At 55.8% G+C, this 8,616-nt stretch carries 6 protein-coding genes and 1 pseudogene; 4 read left to right on the top strand and 3 right to left on the bottom strand.

The window, feature by feature from the left end; translation table 11 throughout:
- Window positions 1-903: methyl-accepting chemotaxis protein (locus ADJ24_RS19960; RefSeq protein ID WP_048703485.1), on the top strand; the 903-nt coding region annotated here is incomplete at its 5' end.
- Here ADJ24_RS19960 and ADJ24_RS19955 read toward each other — a convergent pair.
- Window positions 900-1,298 (bottom strand): (R)-mandelonitrile lyase, encoded by a 399-nt coding sequence (locus tag ADJ24_RS19955; RefSeq protein WP_023311976.1) that lies wholly within the window; start codon window positions 1,296-1,298, stop codon window positions 900-902. The genes ADJ24_RS19960 and ADJ24_RS19955 overlap by 4 nt on opposite strands.
- Before the next feature lie 112 nt (window positions 1,299-1,410).
- On the opposite strand from ADJ24_RS19955, the pseudogene ADJ24_RS19950 reads away from it, so the two are divergent.
- Window positions 1,411-2,324 (top strand): annotated as a pseudogene (locus ADJ24_RS19950) (LysR family transcriptional regulator).
- Window positions 2,325-2,628: 304 nt separating this feature from the next.
- Window positions 2,629-4,125 carry an L-asparagine permease gene (gene ansP, locus ADJ24_RS19945; RefSeq protein ID WP_048703482.1) on the top strand — a complete coding sequence of 499 codons (1,497 nt, stop codon included), beginning with the start codon at window positions 2,629-2,631 and terminating at the stop codon, window positions 4,123-4,125.
- 50 nt (window positions 4,126-4,175) lie between these two features.
- On the opposite strand, the gene ADJ24_RS19940 is transcribed toward ansP, so the two are convergent.
- Complete coding sequence (locus ADJ24_RS19940) at window positions 4,176-5,237, bottom strand: YncE family protein (RefSeq protein WP_023311979.1); 1,062 nt, start codon at window positions 5,235-5,237, stop codon at window positions 4,176-4,178.
- A gap of 242 nt (window positions 5,238-5,479) precedes the next feature.
- Here ADJ24_RS19940 and pqqU point away from each other — a divergent pair, with 242 nt between their 5' ends.
- Window positions 5,480-7,594 (top strand): TonB-dependent receptor PqqU, encoded by a 2,115-nt coding sequence (gene pqqU / locus ADJ24_RS19935; protein ID WP_023311980.1) that lies wholly within the window; start codon window positions 5,480-5,482, stop codon window positions 7,592-7,594.
- Between the two features lie 119 nt (window positions 7,595-7,713).
- Here the strand turns inward: pqqU and ADJ24_RS19930 are convergent, their stop codons facing one another.
- Window positions 7,714-8,382, bottom strand: a complete 669-nt coding sequence (locus ADJ24_RS19930; protein WP_023311981.1) for a GntR family transcriptional regulator — start codon at window positions 8,380-8,382, stop codon at window positions 7,714-7,716.
- Window positions 8,383-8,616: the final 234 nt, after the last annotated feature.

Here is an 8,616-nt window from a genome sequence, read left to right as displayed (position 1 = left end):
ACCTCAAAAACACCATCATACACTAAATCAGTAAGTTGGCACCATTACCCAGGACGTAAAACGGACTATTACCATTTTGACAGGATCGACGACATCGGGCTGATGATGCGCCTGGTGAATCAATCAGGCTTGAACCTGAATTCGCTGGTTGACGATGTCGGGGCGCAAATCAGCGGGATTGGCACCATCAGCCAGCAGGTCGCGAAAGAAGGTGCGGCGCTGCAAACGCGTTCAGAAGAGACCGCAGACTTTCTGCAGCAAACCGCGTCAGCGGTGGAAGAGATCGCCAGCGCGGTGAAGCAGACGGCAGAAACCGCGAAAGAAGCCACGGAGATGGCGGATCGCACCCGCGACAGCGCCCACCGCGGTGAAGCGATGATGAAAGAGACCATCGGTATGATGCAATCCGTGTCGCAGGATAACAGCCAGATCGTCGATATTATCAGCGTTATCGATCGTATCGCCTTCCAGACCAACATTCTTGCGCTGAATGCGGCCGTGGAAGCGGCGCGTGCGGGTGAAGCCGGGCGCGGTTTTGCCGTGGTGGCGGCTGAGGTGCGCAATCTTGCGCAGCACTCCGCGACGGCGGCGAAAGAGATCAAAGCGCTGATTGAGAAAAACGTCGCCAGCGTCAACGCAGGCGTGGAGAAGGTAGAACAAACCGAAACGCAGCTGACGGTCATGATCGACAACGTGCTGCGGGTCTCCTCCCTGATTAAGGAGATCGGCCACGCCACGCAGGAGCAAACCCAGGCGCTGACGCTCATCAACGCATCCATCTCCCGTATCGGCGCAATGACCCACAACAATACGGGGATGGTGGATAACGTCACTCACGCCGCGAATCACCTGACGCAGCGCACCACGCGCCTGCAGCAGGCGATTGCCGTTTTTGGCGGTTAGCCGTTCGGATACTGCTCGTCGGTGACTTTTTCCAGCCATGCAACCGGGCTGCCGTTAACGGATTCGGCGATGGCAATATGCGTCATCGCCGTTTGCGCGCTTGCGCCGTGCCAGTGCTTTACGCCGGGTGGGATCCAGGCGATATCGCCCTGATTCAATATTTCCGCCGCTTTGCCCCACTCCTGTAACCAGCCGCGACCCTGCGTCACAATCAGCGTTTGCCCAAGGGGATGCGTATGCCACGCGGTGCGCGCGCCCGGCTCAAAGGTCACGGTTGCCCCGCCGACGCTGGCAGGTTCGCTCGCCTGAAATGGCGCGTCAATGCGGACGGTGCCGGTGAACCAGGCTTCCGGCCCTTTTGCTGAAGGTAGTGATCCGCTGCGGATAATTTTCATCTTATGCTCCTCGTTTACTGTTGCGTTAACAGTAGCGCAAAGCAATCCGGAGCATTAGCGTGCATAATCAGATAGGAAATATGATTGAAATTCATAAATAGAGGCAATCGCGATGCTAAAAGATAATTTCAACGACCTCCTCTCTTTTATGGTAGTCGCCAGCGAGCGCAGCTTTACGCGCGCGGCGGCGCAGCTGGGCGTCTCGCAATCGGCGCTGAGTCATGCCATGCGCAAGCTTGAAGCGCGGCTCGACGTTCGCCTGTTAACCCGCACAACCCGCAGCGTTGTTCCCACCCAGGCGGGTGAGCAGCTTTTTACGCGCTTAAGCCCGCATCTGCTGGAGATCGAACAGGAACTCACGGCGCTTCGCAGCGCACGCGACAAACCCGCAGGCGCTATCCGCATCGTCGCCGGCGAACACGCGATGGACGCCGTGCTCTGGCCGGTACTGAAGGCGTTTATGGTGCAGTATCCTGACATTAACGTCGAAGTGACGGTCGACAATGGCCTGACGGATATCGTCGATGGCCGTTTCGACGCGGGAGTACGCCTGGGTGAACAGGTGGCAAAAGATATGATTGCGGTACGGATAGCGCCGGATATGCGCATGGCCGTGGTCGATTCTACGGACTATCTGGCTCGCTTAGCGTGCCGCAGACGCCGGAGCAGCTCGCTGACCACCGCTGCATCAACATGCGCCTGCCCACGCGCGGCGGACTGTATCACTGGGAATTTGAACGCGACGGGCGCGAGCTTCGCGTGCGGGTTGAGGGGCAGCTTACGCTGAGCAGCCTGTCGCAGCGCATCGACGCCGCTGAGAATGGACTCGGATTAGCCTACGTGCCGGAGGCGTCGGTTCTGGAGGCGCTTAATCACGGACGGCTGGTCAGGGTCCTTGAATCGTGGTGCCCTACCTTCGAGGGATATCACCTTTATTATCCGAGCCGTCGCCAGCACACTACCGCTTTCAGGTTACTGTTAGATGCTCTGCAGCAGTCAAAATCTTTACCACCTGGTAATAATTAAGAGATTCTGATGATTAAATAATCAACCCGCCGCATGTTTTGTCTAAAAACTCACCACGATTCAGCGTGTTGTGATCGCCGTCTGCTCTGACCACACGATTTCCTTCGACGTGCATCACTTTCGGCACGGTTATATTTTGCGTCGCTTATGAATTGCAGGTAGGATGCCTCGCCATGTTTCGCCTTATCCATACGCAGAATGACTGGGAAGGCGACATGTGTTTGCGCAGAAGCAATCGTTTGTATTGCGCTCTGCCAGGCAGGACTATCACGATAATGGTTCAGACAGGCAAACAGGTAACTCAATGAAAACAAGCAATAAAAGCGCAGCCGATCATCATGCTGCTAAACGTCGCTGGTTGAACTCCCACGAAGAGGGCTACCACAAAGCGATGGGCAACCGTCAGGTTCAAATGATCGCCATCGGCGGCGCTATCGGAACGGGTCTGTTTTTAGGTGCGGGTGCGCGTCTGCAAATGGCTGGCCCTGCTCTCGCCCTGGTCTATCTGGTGTGCGGGATCTTCTCTTTCTTTATTCTTCGTGCGCTGGGCGAACTGGTACTGCATCGCCCTTCCAGCGGAAGCTTCGTCTCTTACGCCCGTGAATTCCTCGGTGAAAAAGCGGCCTACGTTGCGGGCTGGATGTACTTCGTCAACTGGGCGATGACCGGTATTGTCGATATCACCGCCGTTGCGCTGTATATGCACTACTGGGGCGCGTTTGGCGATGTGCCGCAGTGGGTCTTTGCGCTTGGCGCGCTGGCGATTGTCGGCACCATGAACATGATCGGCGTGAAGTGGTTCGCGGAGATGGAGTTCTGGTTTGCGCTGGTTAAAGTGCTGGCCATCGTGGTGTTCCTGGTCGTGGGTACCGTCTTCCTCGGCAGCGGCAAGCCGCTGGACGGCAATGCCACCGGCTTCCACCTGATAACCGATAACGGCGGATTCTTCCCGCACGGTCTGCTGCCTGCGCTGGTCCTGGTTCAGGGCGTGGTGTTCGCCTTCGCCTCCATCGAACTGGTGGGTACCGCAGCAGGTGAATGTAAAGATCCGCAGACCATGGTGCCAAAAGCCATTAACAGCGTGATCTGGCGTATCGGTCTGTTCTACGTCGGTTCCGTGGTGCTGCTGGTTCTGCTGCTCCCGTGGACTGCCTATCAGGCCGGTCAGAGTCCGTTTGTGACCTTCTTCTCTAAGCTGGGCGTGCCTTACGTTGGCAGTATCATGAACATCGTGGTTCTGACGGCAGCGCTCTCCAGCCTGAACTCAGGCCTTTACTCTACCGGCCGTATCCTGCGCTCTATGTCAATGGGCGGTTCTGCGCCGAAGTTCATGTCGAAAATGAGCAAGCAGCAGGTTCCCTATGCGGGGATTCTGGCAACGCTGGTGGTTTACGTCTTTGGCGTGTTCCTGAACTATCTGGTGCCGTCCCGCGTATTTGAGATCGTTCTGAACGTGGCTGCACTGGGGATTATCGCCTCCTGGGCTTTCATTGTGGTCTGCCAGATGCGTCTGCGCAAAGCGATCAAAGAAGGCAAAGCGGCTGATGTGAGCTTCAAGATGCCGGGCGCACCGGTGACCTCCTGGCTCACCCTGCTGTTCCTGTTCAGCGTGCTGGTGCTGATGGCGTTCGACTACCCGAACGGTACCTACACCATCGCGACCATTCCGCTGCTGGCGGTACTGCTGATTGCCGGCTGGTTCGGCGTGCGTAAGCGCGTTCACGAGATCCACAGCACCGCGCCGGTTCATCACGACGATGAAAAACACGACGCACCGCTGGTGGAAGAAATCTCGCGTTAAGCATCCGGTAAGCATTAAAAAGGGAAGGCAAATGCCTTCCCTTTTTTATCTTACAGCGCGATACGAATTACGTCGTCAGGCTGGGTGGCTTCCTGCTGGCGAGTGGATTTTTGTTTCACCGTCACGTACAGGGTTTTGCCATCCGCAGAGAGCGCCAGGCTGTTTGGGTAAACCGGCGTGTCGAAGGTTTTTGTGACCTTATACGTTTTCGCGTCAATCACGCTCACCTTACCGGCTTCACGGTGCGTCACGTAAACCTCATTGCGCGTTGGGTTAAACAGGACGGCCAGTGATTCAGGCGCGGCGATCTTCTCCATCACGCTGCCGTCTTTCAGGCTCACCACCAGCACTTCCGGCTGTTTTGAATCGGTCAGGAACGCGCGCTGGCCGGCGGTATCGAGGCTGATGTTCAGGTAGAAGTGCTCTTTGCCGTCATCCTGCACCTTTTTGCGGCTCAGGATTTTATTGGTCGCCGTATCAATGGTTACCAGCTCGCCGTCCGCATTCGTGGTGTACAGACGTTTTGCCTGCGCATCCAGCGCCAGGCCGGTGCTGTACGTACCGGTATTGGCAATGGTCTCTTTTAGCTTCAGCGTTGCGCCATCCACCACCCAAATCACGCTCTCTTTGCCGACACCGGTGATGTAAATCGTGTTGCTCGCGTCATCCGCCACCAGCTGACGCGGCTGCAGCGGTTTGACGGTTTCACTGCGCTGGCGATTATCGAGCACCAGTCGCCCTTTCACGTCGCCCGTTTTCGCATCGATGGCCGTCACCGCGCCGTTGAGGGTGTTGCCAAACCACAGGGTTTGCGTCGCGCCGTCGAGCGTGGCGCCAAAGGGTTTGAGATCGCTGTGAATCGCCTGCGTCACGTCCAGCGTAACCGGATCAAGGCGATAGATAACTCCGCCCTTATCGGTTTTGCGGCTTTGCGAGGTCGCCACCCACAGCGCATTCTCCTGCTGGCTGACCGCCATTTCATACGCCCCTTTGCCCACCGCTTTACGCAGCACCTCTTCGGCGGCATGCACCTGGAACGTCCCGGCAAGCAGTAAAGTGGCAGACAGCAGTGACAGGCTCAGACGCGGCGAGCACAGATGACGTAAAGACATAACAATTCCTTTTCTGAAAAGAGGGGTTTGGGCTGACATCACTTCCGGCAGACAACGTCATGGCATTGTCTTTTGATAATGAGAATAGTAATCATTAATGGACTGAATGTGGAGTTTTTCTTTCGCGCTTCGCCTTTCATTAACGCAATGTGCGGTTATAGTTTTCAAAACATTTACAAAACCTTTAACATGTATGGACATGTTCCATTTGGTTCGTTTATACACCACAACCGGTTTTATTCATGAAAATCATTTCTGCCCGTAAGGCCTCTCTCCCGCTGCTGCTGGTTCCCGTTATTTTGGCGCCGCTTAGCGCAATGAGCGCGGAAGAACAAACCATGATCGTCAGCGCCACGCCGCAAACCGTATCGGAGCTCGATACCCCGGCCGCTGTCAGCGTCGTTAACGGCGATGATATGCGCCAGGCCGCGCCGCGCATCAACCTGTCTGAATCTCTTGGCAGCGTCCCGGGACTGCAAATTCAGAACCGCCAGAACTATGCTCAGGATCTCCAGCTTTCAATGCGTGGGTTTGGTGCCCGCTCAACGTTTGGCGTGCGCGGTATCCGTATGTACGTCGACGGTATCCCTGCCACCATGCCGGACGGACAGGGCCAGACCTCCAACATCGATCTCTCCAGCGTGGAGAGCGTTGAAGTGCTGCGCGGCCCCTTCTCGGCCCTGTACGGCAACGCCTCCGGAGGCGTGATTAACATCAACACCCAGACCGGGCAGCAGCCGCCAACCATTGAAGCCAGCAGCTATTACGGCAGCTACGGGACCTGGCGCTACGGCATGAAAGCCACCGGCGCGATGGGTGACGGCACCCACGCCGGGGACGTGGATTACACCGTTTCCACCACCCGTTTCACCACCAAAGGCTACCGCGACCACAGCGGCGCGCGGAAGAATCTGGCCAATGCCAAGCTGGGCGTGCGCATTGACGACGCGAGCAAGCTGACGCTGATCTTCAACAGCGTGGACATGAAGGCCAACGATCCGGGCGGGCTGAGCTATCAGGAATGGCAGAACAATCCGCGTCAGTCTCCACGCGGCGATCAGTACAATACCCGCAAGACCATCAAGCAGACCCAGGCCGGCCTGCGCTACGACCGCCAGCTCAGCGCTCAGGACGACCTCAGCGTGATGATGTACGCCGGCGAGCGTGAAATGACGCAGTACCAGTCGATTCCGTATCAGCCGCAGCTAAAACCCTCCCACTCCGGCGGCGTGATTGATATGCAGCGTCATTATCAGGGTATCGATACCCGCTGGACGCACCGCGGCGAGCTGCTGGTGCCGGTGACCTTTACTACCGGCCTGAACTACGAAAACCTGAGCGAAGATCGTCGCGGATACGAGAACTTCGTGATGAACAACGGCGTGCCGGATTACGGCGTGAAGGGTGACAAGCGTCGAAACGAACGTAACCTGATGTGGAACGTCGATCCTTACCTGCAAACCAGCTGGCAGCTGACGCAGAAGCTGTCTGTGGATGCGGGGGTGCGCTACAGCTCGGTATGGTTTGATTCCAACGACCATTACGTTACGCCGGGCAACGGCGATGACAGCGGTGACGCGAGCTATCATAAGTGGCTCCCGGCCGGTTCCGTGAAGTATGCGGTGACGGACGCATGGAACCTCTACGCTGCCGCAGGGCGTGGATTCGAAACGCCAACCATCAACGAGCTTTCCTATCGCGCCGATAACCAGGGCGGCCTGAACATCGGCCTGCAGCCGTCCACCAACAACACGTATGAAGTGGGCAGCAAAACCCGCATCGGCAATGGCCTGCTGACCGCGGCGCTGTTCCGCACCGATACGGATGATGAGATCGTGGTGGATGCAAGCTCTGGCGGGCGTACCAGCTATAAAAATGCCGGTAAAACCCGTCGTCAGGGGGTGGAAGTCTCCCTCGACCAGCAGTTTGCTGAGAACTGGAAGCTGAAGATGGCATGGACGTATCTGGATGCCACCTACCGGACTAACGTCTGCAGCGACGCAGACTGTAACGGTAACCGTATGCCGGGCATTGCCCGCAACATGGGTTACGCCTCGTTTGGCTGGCAGCCGGAGGAAGGCTGGTACGCGGGCTCTGACGTGCGCTACATGAGCGATATCATGGCCGACGACGAGAATACGGCGAAAGCGCCGTCGTATACTGTGGTCGGGCTGAACACCGGGTACAAATTCAACTACGGCAGCTGGGGCATGGATGTCTTTGGCCGCGTCGATAACCTGTTCGATAAAGAGTACGCGGGCTCGGTTATTGTCAACGAGTCTAACGGTCGTTATTACGAGCCAGCACCGGGCCGTAACTACGGGGTCGGGCTGTCGGTCTCTTATCGCTTCGAGTAAGCGAAAAGAAAAGTTTATCTTATTAATGAAATAACGCTCCTGATGGCAATAAACCATCAGGAGTTATTCACCAGATAAATAATTAGGGGCGGAATATAGTCGCTCTGCTAAATAATCTCTTAGTTAAAATATTGTCGCTGTAAAAGCAAATTCGCTTCATCAATCACCTTATCAATCGCCTTCTGGCAGGCAACAACATCTCTTCGCTCAAGGGCGGAAAGCAGTTCGTCATAGTGATATGTCGAGGCTTTGATGTCGTTAAGCTCCTGATGCAGATAGTTCATACAGGGCCCGATGCGCACCCAGAGCTGCTCAATTAAGGCATTGAGCGTTGGCATTTCTGCGTACTGATAAAGCGTAAACCGGAAGACGCGATTCGCATGCAATGCCTGCTGGACGTTCCCGTTGCGCATGGCCTCATGAAAGGCATCCGACAATTTGCGCAACGCCTCCAGTTTGCTATCAGACATATTCTGACAGGCTGCGGCGACCGCCATCGGCTCAAGCTGCTTGCGGATGGCGTTAATCTCGTTATAGCGCTCCAGCGTGACCTCCGGAACCAGAAATGCCTGTGCCGGCGTGGCGTGTAACGCCCCTGATGACACCAGGCGCAACAGCGCCTCGCGAACAGGGGTAATACTGGTTCCTAATTTATCGGCGATCTCTTTCGTAATCAGTCGTGCCCCAGGTTTGAGTGAGCCTGTAATTAACGCTCCTTTCAAACTGTGTTCAACTTGCATGGTAAGACTGACCCTTTGGGCTTTTTCTAAGTGGTCCAAATCAAGCATGTTCAATTCCTGTAGCTAAAACTTAATGCTATTTTTAAACGCCAGTTTTAATAAAACGACGCCGGTCCGATATATCCTGTATCGTCATGCCTGGTGGTGGGAAGTACGTAAAAACATCAAAAAAGCAAAATTTGTTTTTTTATTGGTTTCGGGCCCATCCGGGATGCGGACGCGAAATGCCATGTCCGTTAATTAAAGACAATATATCGTATCTTCACAAATAAATATGGCGGG

It is taken from the genome of Enterobacter sp. 940_PEND (assembly GCF_001059415.1).
GTDB classification, from domain to species: Bacteria; Pseudomonadota; Gammaproteobacteria; order Enterobacterales; family Enterobacteriaceae; genus Enterobacter; species Enterobacter cloacae_M.
This window is presented reverse-complemented; position numbering and strand designations above follow the sequence as displayed.

Excerpts from the sequence above, each read along its gene's own strand:
- ADJ24_RS19955 (WP_023311976.1), bottom strand. The coding sequence starts at position 1,298 with ATGAAAATTATCCGCAGCGGATCACTACCTTCAGCAAAAGGGCCGGAA.
- ansP (WP_048703482.1), top strand. The coding sequence starts at position 2,629 with ATGAAAACAAGCAATAAAAGCGCAGCCGATCATCATGCTGCTAAACGT.
- ADJ24_RS19940 (WP_023311979.1), bottom strand. The coding sequence starts at position 5,237 with ATGTCTTTACGTCATCTGTGCTCGCCGCGTCTGAGCCTGTCACTGCTG.
- pqqU (WP_023311980.1), top strand. The coding sequence starts at position 5,480 with ATGAAAATCATTTCTGCCCGTAAGGCCTCTCTCCCGCTGCTGCTGGTT.
- ADJ24_RS19930 (WP_023311981.1), bottom strand. The coding sequence starts at position 8,382 with ATGCTTGATTTGGACCACTTAGAAAAAGCCCAAAGGGTCAGTCTTACC.